Origin of the sequence: Promicromonospora sp. AC04 (assembly GCF_003058225.1) — a bacterium.
GTDB lineage: Bacteria > Actinomycetota > Actinomycetes > Actinomycetales > Cellulomonadaceae > Promicromonospora.
This window is the reverse complement of sequence record NZ_QBUG01000009.1, coordinates 32,177-47,959: the sequence shown is the minus strand read 5'-3', so window position 1 is coordinate 47,959 and position 15,783 is coordinate 32,177. Positions and strand designations below refer to the sequence as shown.

Below are 15,783 nucleotides of genomic sequence, written 5' to 3'. Positions count from 1 at the left end.
TCAGGCCCGGGTCACCCGGGTCTGACCAGGCGGCGCTCACGACAGCAGCAGCTTCTCCAGCCGGGCCGACGCCGCGACCAGGCCCACCAGGCCGAGTCCGACCAGGTAGGCCACGTGCACCCAGATCCCGGAGTCCACCTGGCCCAGCATGAGCGCCCGCTCGAGCGCGACGCCGTGGTACAGCGGCGTCGCCTGCACCAGCCACTGCAGGGCCGGCGGGTAGGTCGCCAGCGGGAAGAACGTGGCGCTGAACAGGAACATGGGCTGGATCGCGAGGGTCACGTAGTCGAAGTCCACCCAGGAGCGGATGAACGTGGTGGCGAACATCCCGATCGCTGCGAACGCGAACCCGATGAGGACGGCAGCGGGGAGGGCGAGCAGCGCCCACCACGAGGTGACGGCGCCCGCGAGCGCGGCGACGACCAGGAAGAGGGCGGAGTAGACGGCGCCGCGGATGAGCGACCAGCAGATCTCGCCCACCGCGATGTCCCGCGGGCCGAGCGGGGTGGCCAGCACGGCGTCGTACAGCTTGGCGTACTTGAGCTTCCAGAACACGTTGAACGTGGAGTCGAAGACGGCGCCGTTCATGGCGGACGCCGCGAGCAGGGCGGGGGCCACGAACGCCGCGTAGGGCACCTCGGCGCCGTTGTCGGTGGTGACGGTGCGGACCAGGCCGCCGATGCCGATCCCCATGGAGAACAGGTAGAACACCGGCTCGGCAAAGCCCGTGACCAGTGCGACCCACAGGTGCCGGTAGGCGCGGACGTTGCGTTCGACGAGCATGCGCGCCATCCCGGCGCCGGCGGGGATCGGCACGGCGCGGGCGATGCGGGAGGCGAGGCCGGGACGCGCTGCGGGCGCCGTCGTCGTGCTCATGTGACGAGCCTCTTCGTCAGCGCACGTTCGCACAGGACCCACCCGACCAGCACGAACATCAGGAGCACGCCGGTGTGCAGGGCCAGCCAGGGCGGGTCGACGGTCCCCAGGGCGACCATGCGCGCGGACTCGACGCCGTGCCACAGGGGGGTCACCCAGGCGAGCGGCTGCATCCACACCGGGAGCTGGTCGATCGGGAAGAAGGTGCCGCTGAACAGCATCAGCGGGGTCGCGATCAGGCGGAACAGGATGTTGAACCCGTCCTCGTTCTGCTGGGTGGCGGTGAATCCGAAGATGGGGACCGTGAACGCGAGGCCGGTGAGCACGGCGATCGGGAGGCACCACAGCGCGCCCCATGTGGCGAACCCGCCGAACAGGGCGGCGACGAGCATGAACACGGAGGTGGCGAGGACCAGCCGGCCGGCGATGGAGCCGATGTGCCCCACCATGACGTCCCGCACGCGTAGCGGGGTGGCGAGCATGGAGTCGTAGAGCTTGCTCCACCTGATGTAGTCCATCACCGGATAGGTGGCCTCGAACATGGCGAGCCACATGGTCTGCATGGCCACGATCGCCGGCACCACGAACTGCAGGTACGGCACACCTCCGACGCCGCCGGTGCGCTCGTCGATCAGCGAGCCCAGGCCGATGCCCATGGCCAGCAGGAAGAACAGCGGGGACAGGAACGTGCTGATGATGGTGCCGCGCAGCGTGCGCCGGTAGACGAGCAGCATGTACCCGGTCACGGCGCCCACCCGCTCGCGGGTCGCCAGCGGCGGGCGCGGGCCGTGGCCCCCGCGTGCGGTGAAGACGTCGGTGCTCATCAGTCCACCAGGGTCCGGCCGGTCAGGTGCAGGAACACGTCTTCCAGGGTGGAGCGCCGCACCAGCGACGACAGGGGCTGGACGCCGCGGTCGTGCACCTCGGCGGCCGCCGTGTCGCCGTCCTCCGTGTAGACCAGCAGGCGATCGGGCAGGACCTCGACACGGTCGCCGATGCCCGCCAGCTTGGCGCCGTACTCCGCGTGGTCGTCGACGTCGAACCGCAGCTCGAGCACCTCACGGGTGGAGTGCTGCCGGATGAGGGCCCGCGGCGAGCCCTCGGCGACGATGCGCCCGTGGTCCATCACGACGAGCCGGTCGCACAGCTGCTCCGCCTCGTCCATGTAGTGCGTGGTCAGGATGAGGGTGACGCCCTGCCGCTTGAGCCGGAAGAGCCGGTCCCACAGCAGGTGCCGGGCCTGCGGGTCGAGCCCGGTGGTGGGCTCGTCGAGCAGCAGCATCTCCGGCGTGCTGATCAGCGCCCGGGCAATGGTCAGGCGCCGCTTCATGCCGCCCGACAGCGGCTCCACCCGGTCCTTGGCACGCTCCGTGAGCTGGGCGAACTCCAGGAGCTCGACCGCGCGCTCGCGGACCTGGGCGCGGGACAGGCCGAAGTACCTGCCGTACACCCACATGTTCTCCTCGACGGTGAGCTCCTGGTCCAGCTGGTCGTGCTGGGGCACCACCCCGAGCCGGGCCCGGATCTGCGGCCCGTTGGTCGCCGGGTCCTGCCCGAAGATCCGCAGCTCACCGGCCGTCACCGGCGACACCGCACCGATCATCCGCATGGTCGAGGACTTGCCGGCGCCGTTGGGTCCCAGGAACCCGAACGACTCCCCCTTGCGCACGGCGAAGCCGACGCCGTCGACCGCCGTGAAGTCGCCGAACCGCTTGGTGAGACCGCTCGCGCTGAGCAGGACATCGTTGGCCATGCCACACACAGTAGGACGGGTCACCGACACGGACGGGAAGCTCCGCGGTCGCGCCCCGATCCCTTCGCCCCGCGCCGTGCAACCCCGCCCGATCCGTGGTGGAGTGGACATAGGGCTTACAACCGGGAGGTACCGCGATGAGCGACCCGAACCGCCCCTATGACCCCGACTACGGGGAGCAGCCGCCGCCCGCCTATCCGCCGCCGGCGCAGACCCCGGGAACGCCGACCCAGCCGTTGGGGCACGGCCCCGACGAAGAGGTCGTCCAGCCCGTCACGTCCGGCACGCAGAACCCGCGCCTCGGCCTGGAAGTCGGCCGCTACTGGGCCGGAGCGCTGGCGACGATGCTCGTGGCCGCCCTCATCGGGCTGGCCGCGGACTTCATCCTCGAGGACGTCCTGAACCTGGAGATCCAGCCGCAGGCCGACCTGTTCGGCACCGGCTCCGACGCGATGGCCTGGGTCGTGGCGGGCGCGCTCTTCGCCCTCGCGGCCGCGATCGTGCTCTATCTGCTCGTCCTGAGCACGCCGCGTCCCCGGGCGTTCTTCGGCTGGGTGGTCTCCCTCGCCACCGTGATCCTCGCCGCCGTGCCGTTCGCCGATCTCTCCGATCCGGTGCCGGCCGTCCTCGCCGCGGTCGTCTGGATCGTCATCGGCTCCGCCGTCTGGTCCCTGCTGACGGGCACCCTCAGCCGCACCGTCGTGCGCCGCACGGCCACCTGACCGCCCACTCCCCTCCACGTCGAGTGCTGGGTATTTGCTGGGGCTGCCGCGTCGGACCAGCAAGTACCCAGCACTCGACAAACGGGTCAGTCGGCTGTGCCGCTGATCGTGGTCCCGGTCTTGGTCAGGGTGTAGCCGACCGTCTCACCGCTCCAGAAGTGGAACGTCAGATTGACCGTCCCGTCGTTCACCTCGGCGAAGAACGCCGGGGTGAGGCTGATGGTCCCGGCTGCGTAGTCCGGCGCGAACGTCACGTCGAACTCCTTGTACGGCGTCCAGTTCTGCGGCCCGGCGTTCGACCCGTCCGCGTAGGTAGCCTCCATCGTCGCGAGCAGGTCGCCCGTGAACGACGTCGGGATCGCGAACGCCCCCGTCGTGCCCGTGGAGTCCTGCAGCACCGGTGTCTCCTGGTTGATGACCCGGATCGTCCAGGGCACCCCGCCGGAGAACCGGGCCACCAGCTCGCCGGCCGGTCCCGGCGTCCGATCACCCGCCAGCCGCTCCAGCAGCGCCGCGGACAGCGTGAGCTCGTTGCCCGACAGGGTGTAGTCGGTCCCGGCGACCAGCGCCGCGCCGTCGTGCAGCAGGGCCTGGAAGCTGGTCCCGTTCGGGTTGAGCGTCAGGCTCTGGGCGGCGACGCCGCCCGAGGCGGGCACGAACACCAGGTCCGACGACGCCGTCCCCGACCGCCCCGTCCAGCTCGACGAGACCTGGTCGAACAGGGCCGTGTCCCGCCACCTGTGGGCGGTGCGGTCGAAGTGCTGCCCGTTGTCCCACAGCATCGTCGTGATGCCGCGCTCGCGGGCCGCGTGGCCGAGGTACTCGAAGAACTTCAGCTTCTCCCCCTGCTCGATCGTCCCGGTGTGCCGGTCGAACCCGAGCAGCCCGTACTCCCCCAGGATCACCGGCACGCCGCGGGCGACGAACGCGGAGTGCACCCGGTCGAAGGTGCTCGTGACGTCCTGCTGCACCTCGGCGTTGAACCGGGTGTACCCGGCGATGTTCACGCTGAACGGCCAGAACCCGTAGTAGTGCACGGTCGCGATGAGGTTCGGGTCGTCCAGCGCGGCGATCTGCGCGGCCAGCGCCTCGATCTTGGTCGGCTCGGAGCCCGTGTTCAGCGTGGGCAGCACGAGCGGCCGGTTCGCGTTCCCGCCGCCCGAACCGCGCACGACGTCGTAGAACACGTCGTTGAGCTCGGCCAGCAGCTCGAGGTTCGCCGGCTCGCCCGAGCTGCCCGTGAACTGCGGCTCGTTGACGCTCTCGAAGAGCAGCCGGCCGTCCGCGTCCTGGAACCGGTCGGCGATCTGGGTCCAGGTGTCGGTGTAGCGGTCGAGCACGGCGTCGTGGTTCGTGGGCATGGTGTTCACCCACTGCCACGAGTCGTGGTGGATGTTGATCATCACGTAGAAGCCGTCGTCCAGCGCCCAGCCCACCACCTCCTCGACGCGGTCGAGGTACGCCGGGTCGATCGTGTGGTCGGGCGCACCGCCCTGGTGCTGGCCCCAGGTGACGGGGATCCGGATGCTGTTGAAGCCCTGGGCGCGAACCTGGTCCAGGAGCTCCTCGGTGACGCGCGGGTTGCCCCAGGACGTCTCGTCGCCGCCGGTCGAGTCGAAGCTGTTGCCCAGGTTCCAGCCGGGCTGCATGTCGGCGACCGTTTCCTTGGTCTTGTGCTTGGCCTTCTCCTTGGCCTTCTCGTTGGTCGAGCTCGGCTGGGCGGCTGCCCCGGCGGCGCTGCCGGATTCCGGACCGCTGGTGGTTCCGGCTCCGGCCGCCGGGGCGACCGAAGCGAGGGTCAGTGCGAGGCCGGCGACGATGCCGGCCAGGGTGCGCGCAGTTCTCTGCATGACGAGGCCCTTCTCGTGTGCACCTGTGGGAACGCTCCCATGCTCGGGTTGGGCCGGGGTGAAGTCAAGGGCTGCTGGTAACCGATTTCTGAGGATTGTCCGTTGGCATGCTGTCGCCGTCGCGCCGCGCGGAACCGCGACCGGTCAGGCCAGGCCCGCGTCGCGGGCCGCGATCGCGGCCTGGACGCGGGACGTCACGCCGAGCTTGGCGAGCACCCGCGACACATGGGTCTTGGCCGTCGCCTCGCTGATCGACAGCTCGGCGGCGAGCTCCGCGTTCGACAGGCCGCAGCCGAGGCCCGCAAGCACGTCCCGCTCCCTCGGCGTCAGGTCCGCGGGCAGGGACGCCGCCGGGCCGACGCCCCGGTTGCCGCCGTTCCTGGCGCGCGGCGCCGACAGCTCCGCGATGAGGCGCCGGGTCACCTCCGGTGCCACCACGCCGTCGCCGGCCGCGATGTGCCGCACGGCGTCCACCAGCGCGGACGCCTCGGCGGTCTTCAGGAGGAAACCCGCCGCCCCGGCCCGGAGCGCGCCGAACACGTACTCGTCCAGGTCGAACGTCGTCAGCACGAGGACCTCGGCCAGCCCCTCGTCGACGATCTGCCGGGTAGCGGTCACGCCGTCGGTCCCAGGCATGCGGACGTCCATCAGCACGACGTCGGGGCGCAGCGCCCGTGCGTTCGTCACCGCCACCGCACCGTCCCCGGCCTCACCGATCACCTCGATGTCGCCGGCCGTCGCGAGCAGCATGCGCAGGCCTGCGCGGATCGCCGCGTGGTCGTCGGCGAGCAGGACACGGATCATGCGCGGATCTCCGGCGTCGGCCGATCCGACGACGCGGGCCCCGCAGTCACCCGGTCGGGCAGCGGCAGGACGGCGCGGACCCGCCATCCGGTGCCGCCGGACCGGGCGCGCTCCGGCCCTGCCTCGAACGACCCGCCGAGGGATTCGACGCGCTCCTGCATCGACACCAGCCCGATCCCGGTCCCCCCGCCGACGTCGGCCCGGTCGCGGGGACTGTCGTCCGGCCCCGTGCCGACGTCCCGCACCTCGATCTCCAGGCCGTCTCCCGCGGCGAAGCTCAGGTCGGCGCGGGCGCCGCCGTGCTTGTGCACGTTCGTCAGTGCCTCCCGGACCACCCGGTACACCGCGTGGTCCACCGCCGCCGGCAGCGCCGTGACGCCAGTCAGCACGCCGTCGGGATCCGCGACCGCCAGGTCGAGCCCCGCGAGCCGCGCCTGTTCCACCACGGGAGCGAGCTGGGCGGCGCGCGGCGCGGCCAGCAGGTCCACGCTGCCGACGCCGGACGACGCCGCTCGGGACGATCCCGCACCGAACGATCCTGCGCTGGACGATCCTGAACTGGGCGATCCTGAACTGGGCGATCCCGCACTGGACGATGCCAGGCCGTCTGGCATCCGACCCGCTGCCGTACTGTCCCGCACCGGGCCGCCCACGCCGTCCGCCCCCAAGTCGTCCTGTCCCGAACCGTCCTGCCCCGAACCGGGCTGTACGGTCTCGGCGCGCAGCACCCGGATCATCGCCTGCATGTCCTGCAGCGAGGCCAGGCTCTCCGCGCGGATGCTGCGCAGTGCCGCACGGTCGCGCTCCGGCTCGGCCGCGCCCGCGAGCGCAGCGCCCGACGTGATGGTGATGGCGGAGAGGTGCGAGGCGATGACGTCGTGCAGGTCGCGGGCGACTGCGGTGCGCTCGGCGCGGACGGCGTCGTGCCGCGATGCCTCGGCGAGACGGAGGAGTGCGGTGCCGCGCTCTCGCTCGAGCCGTCCCCGCTCGTGCGCGGCGGCGGTGAGCTCGCGGCCCTGACGCACGTTCGCGCCCCACCACATCGGCATGACCAGGAGGGTCACCGCCTGGAGCCCGGTGAGGACCGCCGCCCTGAGCTCGCCCGTGATCACACCGATCGCGATCATCAGCGCGAGCGAGGCGAGCGCGACGCCGACGGAGGTCACTCGCCGCGCTGCCGGACGGCCGTGCAGGTGGACCGCGTACAGGGCCTCCCACACGATCACGACCAGGCCGACGCTGCCGCCGAGCGCGACGTCGGCGCCGAAGGCGACAGTGGCCACGCCGAGCGCACCGAGCGGGTGGACCCGGCGCCAGACCAGTGCGGTGCAGCCGACGATCGCCGGGACCGCGAACCACCAGGACGGCACGCTTGGTGGACCGCTCCACGACGTCCTGACCAGGCCCAGCGCGTCGAGGGTCAGCGCGATGACGAGGAGGCCCGCCGCCGTGATGACGTCTCCGCGCCGGTCTTCGGCCATGACTACCTTCGCGACTGGCGCGATCAGGTCGGACGGGCTGGGCATGCCACCATCTCAGCACGACGTGGCGGGGTACGGGTCATCCGAAGTATGTACTCGGGTCTCGGCGCTTCGGCCGATGCGCCGGCCCGGGGACGTGCAGCAGGCTGTGCGGCATGGACCTCATCTCCGGCGAGCTCACGGGTGCCGCACTGTTCGGCGCCCTGGCCGTGCTCGCGCTCATCGACTCGACGAGCTTCGGCACCCTGCTCATCCCCGTGTGGCTGCTCATGTCGCCCGGACGGGTACGGGTGGGGCGGATGCTCGTCTACCTCGGGTCGATCGCCGGGTTCTACGCCCTGGTCGGGCTGGCGATCCTGCTGGGGGCGGGTGCGCTGGGCGACACGCTCGCCGACCTGTCCAGCATGCGCCCGTTCCTGATCGTGCAGCTGCTGATCGGCGTGGGACTGTTCGCGTGGAGCTTCAAGCTGGAGCCGGTCGGGGGCCGCAAGCCCGCGGAGTCGGTGGCGAGCGGGTCGTCGGCAGGTGCGGCTCCAGGGGCGGGCGCCGCGCAGGCGACCGACAACCCGGTGGAGCGCTCGGGGAAGCTGAGCCGTTGGCGCGAGCGCGTGCTGGGGACCGAGTCCGGCAGCGGGCTCGCGCTGGCCACGCTGGCGGTCGGGGCAGGGCTGGTCGAGGTCGCGTCGATGCTCCCCTACCTCGCGGCGCTGGGCCTGATCGGGACGCAGGGTCCGGGCTGGCCGGCGTCGGCACTCTGGATCCTGGGGTACTGCCTGGTCATGATCGCGCCGGCCCTCGTGCTGACCGCGGCGCGCGTGTTCGCCTCGCGGCTCGTGGAGCGCCCGCTCGGGCGGCTGGACGGCTGGCTCACCCGGAACGCGGCGAGCACCACCGCGTGGGTCGTCGGGATCGTGGGGTTCCTCGTGGCCCGCGACGCGGTCGGCAAGCTCTGGGGCTGAGCCCGCCCCCGCCGAGGTGGACGACCATCTCGGCGGGGGGCGTGGCGTCAGGCCAGGCGGCGCATCCAGCCGTGCCGGTCCTCGGCGCGGCCGTACTGGATGTCGGTGAGCTCCTGGCGGATGGCCATCGTGAGTTCGCCCGCCTTCCCGCCGTTCACCTCGTGGTCGAACGTGGTCCCGGCGAGGCGCCCCACCGGCGTCACGACGGCGGCGGTGCCGCACGCGAAGAACTCCTTGACCTTCCCGGTCTCCAGGCCGGACACGACGTCGGCGAGCGGGATCCGCCGCTCCACGACCTCGTACCCGCGGTCGTGGGCGAGCTGCAGCACCGACGCGCGGGTGATCCCCTCGAGGATCGAGCCGAGCTCGGGCGTGTGCAGGGTGCCGTCGTCCATCACGAGGAACACGTTCATGCCCCCGAGCTCCTCGAGGTAGCTGCTGGTCGCGGCGTCGAGGAAGCAGACCTGGTCGAAACCCTGCTTCTGCGCCTGGAGCTGCGGCAGGAGGCTTGCGGCGTAGTTGCCGCCGAACTTGGCGTCACCGGTTCCGCCGGGGGGCCCGGCTCGGTGGTACTCCTCGGACACGTAGATCGACACCGGCTGCACGCCGCCCGAGAAGTACGGGCCGACGGGCGAGGCGATCACCAGGTACTCGACCTCGGCTGCCGGCCGCACGCCGAGGAAGACCTCCGACGCGTACATGAACGGCCGCAGGTACAGCGACGAGTCCTCGCCGTCGGGCACCCAGTCGATGTCCGTGCGGACCAGGGCGGCCAGCGACCCGATGAAGTCGTCGACGCTGAGCGCGGGCAGCGCGAGGCGGTGCGCGGACCGGGCGAAGCGCGCCGCGTTCTGGTCGGGACGGAACGTCCAGATCGAGCCGTCGGCGTGCTTGTAGGCCTTGAGGCCCTCGAAGATCTCCTGCGCGTAGTGCAGCACGGCAGTTGCCGGGTCGAGCTGGAGCGGACCATACTTCTCGATCCGCCGGTCCTTCCAGCCGTCGGCGCTGGTCCAGGAGACTCGCGCCATGTGGTCCGTGAACTTGGTCCCGAACTTCGGAGCGCGGAGCGCCTCGGCGCGCTCGGCGTCCGACGTCGGCGCGTCGGTGGGCCGCACGTCGAAGAGCGCAACCAGGTCTTCGAGCCGGGTCGGGAGGATGGGGTCCGTCGAGGTTGTCATATCGATGCCTTTCACCGGAATGCTGTTGTCAGTCTTCCACGCCCGGCAAGGCGGAAGGAGCATTCCGAGCCGGGCGCCTGCCCGGACGTTCGTCGACGTACGACGGCGGCGCCCGGGTCGGTCTGCGTGACCCGGGCGCCGCCGTCGTGCAGCGTGCTTACCCGGTCACGCGGGCCGCGATGTCGCGGCCTACCTGGTCGGTCGTGCGTACAGCGTCGCCGCGGGCCGCGAGGTCCGCCGCGACGGCGGCCTGGACCCGCGCGGACTCGGCCGCGAAGCCCAGGTGGTCGAGGAGCAGGGCGACCGAGAGGATGGTCGCCGTGGGGTCGGCCTTGCCCTGACCCGCGATGTCGGGCGCCGAGCCGTGCACCGGCTCGAACATCGACGGCGCGGTGCGGTCGGGGTTGATGTTGGCCGACGCGGCCAGCCCGATGCCGCCCGAGATCGCGGCGGCCTGGTCGGTGAGGATGTCGCCGAAGAGGTTGTCCGTCACGATCACGTCGAACCGGCTCGGGTTGGTCGTGAGGTAGATGGTCGCGGCGTCCACGTGCGCGTAGTCGGTGGTGACGTCGGGGAAGTCCGCGTTCACAGCCTCGACCGTACGGCGCCACAGGTGACCGGCGTGCACCAGCACGTTGTGCTTGTGCACCAGCGTGAGGTGCTTGCGGGGGCGGGCAGCGGCACGGGCGAACGCGTCCCGGACCACGCGCTCGACGCCGAACGCGGTGTTGACGCTGACCTCGGTGGCGATCTCGTGCGGCGTGCCGACGCGCAGCGCACCGCCGTTGCCGACGTACGGCCCCTCGGTACCCTCGCGGACCACGACGAAGTCGATCTCGCCCGGGTCGGCAAGCGGGCTGGAGACACCCTCGTAGAGCTTGGTCGGGCGCAGGTTCACGTAGTGGTCCAGCGCGAAACGCAGCTTGAGCAGCAGGCCGCGCTCCAGCACACCGCTCGGGACCGACGGGTCACCGATCGCACCCAGGAGGATCGCGTCCTGGCCCTTGATCCGCTCGAGGTCCTCGTCGGTGAGGGTCTCGCCGGTCGCGTGCCAGCGGCGCGCGCCGAGGTCGAACTCGGTGGTGGAGAGCTTGGTGCCCGACGGCGCCAGCGCCGCCTCGAGGATCGAGAGACCCTGCTCCACGACCTCGGTACCGATGCCGTCACCTGCGACCACTGCGAGGTCGATGCCGTCTGTCGTGCCCACCTGTGCCATGTCCGGAGCCTACGCGCGCGACCACTCGGCTGAGACGCGGGTCTCACGGAATGGACGTAACCGGGCGGCTCAGTCGAACGACCAGGACGTCGCACCGCCCTGGTCCTTCACGTACAGCGCGTTGGCCTTCGTGGGGGTCACGCGGTACACGTGCCACGGGGCCGGTCCCGCCGACGGCGCGCTGTACGGGGCGGTGAGCGCCGTGCCTGACTCGTCCGTCTCGCACGGCCACCCGCCGTCGCTGAGCTGCTTGGACACCTTGGCCACCACGGCCGGGTCCGTGACCAGCTCCGCGACGCCGTCCACCACCGTGTCGTAGTCATCAGTCGCCACCGCGATGGTGCACCGCGGGTCCCGCTCGAGGTTCCTGGCCTTGCGCGCGGAGCGGCCCGACACCACCCAGAACGCGTCGTCGAGCCAGATCGCCCCGATGCCGGTCACGTGCGGGCTGCCGTCCGCGTTGATCGTGGTGAGCCAGTGCGAGTGCCGGTCTGGCCCACCGGTGCCCGGCGCCTGCGTGAGGCCGTCGAGGCTCGCCGCGACGGGAGCCCAGTCGAGGGTCGGGAGGTGATAGAGGTCTGCGAGGTTCTTTGTCTTCATACCCCGGTGGACCACGCCGGCGACGAGAACTCATCGGCCCGCCGGACTACTGCTCCCGCGCCGAGAGCACGCAGAACTCGTTGCCGTCCGGGTCCGCCAGGACGGTCCAGGTCGCATCGTCCGGCTGCCCGACGTCGATCACCTTCGCACCCAGCTCGACCAGCCGGGCGATCTCGGCGTCCCGGTCGTCGCTCGTGTGTGGCGCGAAGTCCCAGTGCAGGCGGTTCTTGCCGGACTTCTCGTGCTCGACCGGGACGAACACCATGCCCGGCGGCACCTGGTGGAAGTCCAGCTTCTCCGAGAGACCGAGCGCCCACGGCGGCACCAGCACCGCCTCCGAGTCCAGCTCGAAGATGACCTCCCAGCCCAGGGCCTCGGCCCACCAGCGGGCCAACTTCTTGTGATCGGTGGACTCCACCACCGTCGAGTACCAGCGCAGCGCCATCGCCATCACCCTTCCCTGCGTCTCCGTGGCCCTCAGCCCGCGATCCAGGCCGATGCCCAGAGACTAGGACGAGACACCGACACTCCCGATGAGTTCCGTGCTCGCCGGTCGTCCACCTCGCACGGAGCCCATCAACATCGCGCAGCGGCGCACGAAACCGGCGCGAAATCCCGGGTGAGCACACTTGGCGGGCTGTCTCTCGTGCTCCTCGGACCGAAAGGACCCTCGTGCAGCCCACCGAGCCCCTGACCGCCACCGCGCCGATCGCCACGATCGTCGAGGAGCTGCGACCGCTCCTCGACACCCGCCGGGCGACACTCGTCGACGTAGCCGCCGACCTGCACGCGCACCCCGAGATCCGCTTCACCGAGGTGCACGCGGCCGCCCGGCTCACGGCCGAGCTCGAGCGGGCCGGCTTCGCCGTGACACGCGGCTACGCCGGCCTTGAGACCGCGTTCGTCGCACGCTGGTCGACGGCGGACGCCGACGGCGCGCCGACGATCGCCGTGTTCTGCGAGTACGACGCGCTCGAAGGCATCGGCCACGGCTGCGGCCACAACATCATCGCGGCCGCCGGGCTCGGCGCCGGGCTGCTCGTCAAGGATGCGCTCGAGCAGGCACCCGTCGCGGCCAACCTCGTGGTCATCGGCAGCCCGGGCGAGGAGGGCGCGGCCGGCAAGGTCCCGATGATCGAGGCCGGCGTGCTCACCGGCGTCGACCTCGCGATCATGGTGCATCCCGCGGGCCTGAACGCCGTCGACGGTTCGAGCCTGTCCCGCATCGCGCTCGACGTCGACTTCGACGGCCGGGCCAGCCACGCCGCCGCACGCCCGGAGCTCGGCATCAACGCGCTCGACGCCGCTACGCTCTCGCTCACGGCGATCGGCCTGCTGCGCCAGCAGCTGACCGACGACGTCCGCGTGCACGCGATCATCGTCGATGGCGGCCAGGCGCCCAACATCATCCCGGAGCACACCTCGCTCCGCGCGTTCATCCGCGCCCAGGACCGCGAGCACCTGCTCGAGAACGTGGTGCCCCGGGTCCGCGCCTGCTTCGAGGGGGCGGCCATCGCGACCGGCGCCACGATGCGCGCGGTCGAGAACACCCCGCCGTACTTCTCGCTCGTGCAGAACCCGACGCTCGTCGAGCTCGCCGCGGACGCCTACCGGGCGCTCGGCCGCGAACCGCAGCTCAACGCACCGGCCGGCGGGTCGACCGACATGGGCAACGTCAGCCAGGTCGTGCCGGCGATCCACCCGATGATCGAGCTCGAGCCGGAGCTGGCCGCGCACACCCGCGAGTTCGCCGCCGCCGCCAACGGGCCGCACGCGGCGGCGGCGATCACCGACGGCGCAACGATGCTCGCGGCCGTAGCGCTCGCGGCGTTCCGGGACACCACTGTCGTCGAGCGCGCGCAGGCGGAGTTCGCGGCGCGCTGAGGGCTACGGACGGGTCAGGGCTTCGGGTAGAGCAGCTCGAACTGCTCGCACACGACCGGCATGTCCTGCGCGAACTCGCGGCCCTCGGCGAGCGTCCGGCGCCAGAACGCCTCGTGGTCGGCGCGCCACGACTCGAGGGTGCGGTCGCCCTCGCCCTCGGCGGCGGCGAAGTCCTCGTCGACCTCCTCGAACGTCGTGGTCTCGACGCTCGTGGTGCGGATCAGCGCCCGCGGGTGGCGTTCGCCGTCGAGCAGGATCGACAGCTCGCCGATCACCGGCAGCGGCGCGCCCTCGTCGTCGTAGTCCCACAGGGCCGACGACGTCGCCGTCTTGTCCCCCGCCAGGACCGCGCCGAGCAGCTTCTCCGCGAGCTCGGGCTCGTCGCCGAACGACCAGGCCTGCGGCGGCACGGTCTCGCTCACGGTCTGCCCGACGACGATGCTCGCCTTCGCCATGCCCGCGTACTGGCGGGTCGCGGCCCAGAAGTCCAGGACCTCGGCGGCGAGCTCCGCGTCCTCGACGGGCACCGCCTCAGGGTCGAACGTCGAGGGGTCGAACGTCTCGGAGTCGAACGACTCAGGGTCGAGCTCGGAGCCCAGCTCGGAGTCGCGCTCGGTGTTCTCGGGCGTCACGTCATCGGTCACGGGGACATCCTGCCAGTACCCGCAGGTCTCGGGCACCCAGCCCGCCGTCGGCCGGACACGCGCGGGACCCTCCGCGGGGAGACACAACGAGCTCGGGGTGGGTTGCGCTGCGTAGACAACGTCTACGCAGCGCAACCCACCCCGAATCTGCAGGCATTCCCCGAGCGCCGTTACGCGCCCTGGGACAACAGCGGCGGCGAGGTCAGCGCGCGGCCGAGCCCTCGACGTAGTCCGAGTCGGACGGCTTGATCCACGCGAACATCTTGCGCAGGTCGCGGCCGGTGGCCTCGATCGGGTGCTGCTCGCCCTTGGCCCGCAGCTCCTTGAACTCGGGGGCGCCGGCGTCCTGGTCGGCGATGAACCGCGCCGCGAAGGCGCCGTTCTGGATGTCGGCCAGCACGGCCTTCATGTTCTCCTTCACGTGCGGGTCGATGACCCGCGGCCCGGAGACGTAGTCGCCGTACTCGGCGGTGTCCGAGACGGACCAGCGCTGCTTGGCGATGCCGCCCTCGATCATGAGGTCGACGATCAGCTTGAGCTCGTGCAGCACCTCGAAGTACGCGACCTCCGGCTGGTAGCCGGCCTCGGTCAGCGTCTCGAACCCGTACTGGACCAGCTGCGAGGCGCCGCCGCAGAGCACTGCCTGCTCACCGAACAGGTCGGTCTCGGTCTCCTCGGTGAACGTCGTCTTGATACCGGCGGCGCGCAGGCCACCGATGCCCTTGGCGTACGAGAGGGCCAGGTCCCAGGCGGTGCCGGACGCGTCCTGCTCCACCGCGACGATCACGGGCACGCCGCGGCCGTCGGCGAACTCGCGGCGCACGATGTGGCCCGGACCCTTGGGGGCGACCATCAGCACGTCGTGCCCGGCCTCGGGCTTGATGTACCCGTACCGGATGTTGAAGCCGTGCCCGAAGACCAGCGCCGCGCCCTCCTTGAGGTTCGGCGCGATGTCCTCGGCGTACAGGTGCCGCTGCACCTGGTCGGGCGCGAGGATGACGACGACGTCGGCATCCCGGACGGCGTCCGGCACGGTGGCGATGGTGAAGCCCTCGTTCTCGGCCTTCGCACGGGACGCGGAGCCCTCGCGCAGGCCTACGGTCACCTGCACACCGGAGTCACGCAGGTTCAGGGCGTGCGCGTGTCCCTGGCTGCCGTAGCCGATCACAGCAACCTTCTTCTGCTGGATGATCGACAGATCGGCGTCATCGTCGTAGAACAGCTCAGCCACGGTTCTTGCTCCTCAGTTCGTAAATCGGGTGGAGAGACTCGGTCGGTCTCAGGCGGATCGCACCGCGCGCTCGAACGCACGGTCGGTGATGGACCGGGCGCCCCGGCCGATGGCCAGTGTGCCGGACTTGACGATCTCACGGACGCCGTACGGTTCCAGCGCCGAGAGGAGGGCGTCGAGCTTCGCGGCGGGCCCGGTGGCTTCGATCACCACGGAGTCCGGCACGACGTCGACGACGCGCGCCCGGAACATCTCGACGACTTCCAGCACCCCGGTTCGGGTGGCGGCGTCGGCCCGCACCTTGACGAGCAGCAGCTCGCGGTGCACTGACGACTCGGGTTCGAGCTCGACGATCTTGATCACGTGGATGAGCTTGTTGAGCTGCTTGGTGACCTGTTCCAGGGGGTGCTCCTCGACGTCGACCACCACGGTGATGCGCGAGATCTCCTCGTGCTCCGTGGGGCCCACCGCCAGGGAGTGGATGTTGAACGCGCGGCGGGCGAACAGCCCCGCGACGCGCGTGAGCACGCCGGGCTTGTTCTCCACGAGCACGGACAGGGTGTGCCTCGACATGGGATTCAGTCC

Annotated in this window: 16 protein-coding genes; 3 read left to right on the top strand and 13 right to left on the bottom strand. The window is 71.2% G+C overall.

What is annotated here, in order from left to right; genetic code table 11:
* Window positions 1–36 precede the first annotated feature (36 nt).
* From C8K30_RS21755 to C8K30_RS21745, 3 genes are read right to left on the bottom strand one after another with little or no spacing between them, the layout of a single operon-like run.
* On the bottom strand, window positions 37–876 hold the full coding sequence (locus C8K30_RS21755) for an ABC transporter permease (protein WP_108495006.1): 840 nt from the start codon (window positions 874–876) through the stop codon (window positions 37–39).
* Window positions 873–1,700 carry an ABC transporter permease gene (locus tag C8K30_RS21750; RefSeq protein WP_108495005.1) on the bottom strand — a complete coding sequence of 276 codons (828 nt, stop codon included), beginning with the start codon at window positions 1,698–1,700 and terminating at the stop codon, window positions 873–875. The genes C8K30_RS21755 and C8K30_RS21750 overlap by 4 nt, the downstream gene beginning before the upstream one ends.
* Window positions 1,700–2,629 (bottom strand): ABC transporter ATP-binding protein, encoded by a 930-nt coding sequence (locus C8K30_RS21745; protein ID WP_108495004.1) that lies wholly within the window; start codon window positions 2,627–2,629, stop codon window positions 1,700–1,702. Before C8K30_RS21745 ends, C8K30_RS21750 begins: the two co-directional genes overlap by 1 nt.
* A gap of 137 nt (window positions 2,630–2,766) precedes the next feature.
* On the opposite strand from C8K30_RS21745, the gene C8K30_RS21740 reads away from it, so the two are divergent.
* Entirely contained in the window at window positions 2,767–3,351 is a 585-nt protein-coding gene (locus C8K30_RS21740; RefSeq protein WP_108495003.1) for a hypothetical protein, read from the top strand.
* A gap of 86 nt (window positions 3,352–3,437) precedes the next feature.
* On the opposite strand, the gene C8K30_RS21735 is transcribed toward C8K30_RS21740, so the two are convergent.
* From C8K30_RS21735 to C8K30_RS21725, 3 genes are all read right to left on the bottom strand, one after another.
* Window positions 3,438–5,201, bottom strand: a complete 1,764-nt coding sequence (locus C8K30_RS21735) for a cellulase family glycosylhydrolase (RefSeq protein WP_108495002.1) — start codon at window positions 5,199–5,201, stop codon at window positions 3,438–3,440.
* 144 nt (window positions 5,202–5,345) lie between these two features.
* Window positions 5,346–6,005: a response regulator transcription factor gene (locus tag C8K30_RS21730; protein ID WP_108495001.1), complete on the bottom strand. Its 660-nt coding sequence runs from the start codon at window positions 6,003–6,005 to the stop codon at window positions 5,346–5,348.
* Window positions 6,002–7,531 (bottom strand): sensor histidine kinase, encoded by a 1,530-nt coding sequence (locus C8K30_RS21725; protein WP_108495000.1) that lies wholly within the window; start codon window positions 7,529–7,531, stop codon window positions 6,002–6,004. The genes C8K30_RS21730 and C8K30_RS21725 overlap by 4 nt, the downstream gene beginning before the upstream one ends.
* Window positions 7,532–7,641: 110 nt before the next feature.
* Between C8K30_RS21725 and C8K30_RS21720 the strand changes: the two genes are divergently transcribed.
* A complete protein-coding gene (locus C8K30_RS21720; protein ID WP_108494999.1) occupies window positions 7,642–8,445 on the top strand; it encodes a GAP family protein in 804 nt (267 codons plus the stop codon).
* Between the two features lie 47 nt (window positions 8,446–8,492).
* Here C8K30_RS21720 and C8K30_RS21715 read toward each other — a convergent pair whose 3' ends face one another.
* From C8K30_RS21715 to C8K30_RS21700, 4 genes are all read right to left on the bottom strand, one after another.
* The gene (locus C8K30_RS21715) at window positions 8,493–9,623 is read right to left on the bottom strand and encodes a branched-chain amino acid aminotransferase (protein WP_108494998.1); all 1,131 of its coding nucleotides are present in this window, start codon (window positions 9,621–9,623) and stop codon (window positions 8,493–8,495) included.
* Between the two features lie 157 nt (window positions 9,624–9,780).
* The gene (locus tag C8K30_RS21710; RefSeq protein ID WP_108494997.1) at window positions 9,781–10,839 is read right to left on the bottom strand and encodes a 3-isopropylmalate dehydrogenase; all 1,059 of its coding nucleotides are present in this window, start codon (window positions 10,837–10,839) and stop codon (window positions 9,781–9,783) included.
* A gap of 69 nt (window positions 10,840–10,908) precedes the next feature.
* Window positions 10,909–11,439, bottom strand: a complete 531-nt coding sequence (locus C8K30_RS21705) for a pyridoxamine 5'-phosphate oxidase family protein (RefSeq protein WP_108494996.1) — start codon at window positions 11,437–11,439, stop codon at window positions 10,909–10,911.
* Window positions 11,440–11,485: 46 nt separating this feature from the next.
* A complete protein-coding gene (locus tag C8K30_RS21700) occupies window positions 11,486–11,884 on the bottom strand; it encodes a VOC family protein (RefSeq protein ID WP_108495223.1) in 399 nt (132 codons plus the stop codon).
* 227 nt (window positions 11,885–12,111) lie between these two features.
* Here C8K30_RS21700 and C8K30_RS21695 point away from each other — a divergent pair, with 227 nt between their 5' ends.
* Window positions 12,112–13,323, top strand: coding sequence for an amidohydrolase (locus C8K30_RS21695; protein WP_158281090.1), 1,212 nt, complete (start codon window positions 12,112–12,114; stop codon window positions 13,321–13,323).
* A gap of 14 nt (window positions 13,324–13,337) precedes the next feature.
* On the opposite strand, the gene C8K30_RS21690 is transcribed toward C8K30_RS21695, so the two are convergent.
* The 3 genes from C8K30_RS21690 to ilvN all read right to left on the bottom strand — a co-directional run bounded on the left by C8K30_RS21690 (window position 13,338) and on the right by ilvN (window position 15,771).
* The gene (locus tag C8K30_RS21690; RefSeq protein ID WP_233257356.1) at window positions 13,338–13,967 is read right to left on the bottom strand and encodes an ASCH domain-containing protein; all 630 of its coding nucleotides are present in this window, start codon (window positions 13,965–13,967) and stop codon (window positions 13,338–13,340) included.
* A gap of 202 nt (window positions 13,968–14,169) precedes the next feature.
* Complete coding sequence (gene ilvC, locus C8K30_RS21685; protein WP_108494994.1) at window positions 14,170–15,198, bottom strand: ketol-acid reductoisomerase; 1,029 nt, start codon at window positions 15,196–15,198, stop codon at window positions 14,170–14,172.
* A 48-nt stretch (window positions 15,199–15,246) separates the two neighbouring features.
* Window positions 15,247–15,771, bottom strand: a complete 525-nt coding sequence (ilvN, locus tag C8K30_RS21680; RefSeq protein ID WP_108494993.1) for an acetolactate synthase small subunit — start codon at window positions 15,769–15,771, stop codon at window positions 15,247–15,249.
* Window positions 15,772–15,783 lie beyond the last annotated feature (12 nt).